Annotated in this window: 1 pseudogene; it reads left to right on the forward strand. The window is 71.4% G+C overall.

Annotation, left to right across the window (positions count from 1 at the left end):
- Window positions 1-192: pseudogene (locus FJ658_RS16320) on the forward strand (MFS transporter); the annotation flags it as partial.
- Between the last annotated feature and the right edge of the window lie 21 nt (window positions 193-213).

Raw genomic sequence — 213 nt, forward strand, 5'->3', positions numbered from 1 at the left:
CAGGAGTCGGTCGCCGGCGCTGTGGTCGACCAGTCGGCGACCGCGCTCACCGGCATCGTGCTGAGCTTCAGCATCGTGCCCGCCGTCATGATCGGCCTGAGCCTCTGGACGCTCGCCCGGTACCCGCTGCGACGCGCCGACTTCGTGACCGACACCGCGGATGCCGCGGCCGACCAGGAGGGAACACGATGAACCCCGCGGGCGACGTCGACG

Source organism: Schumannella sp. 10F1B-5-1 (genome assembly GCF_006517535.1).
Lineage (GTDB): Bacteria > Actinomycetota > Actinomycetes > Actinomycetales > Microbacteriaceae > Schumannella.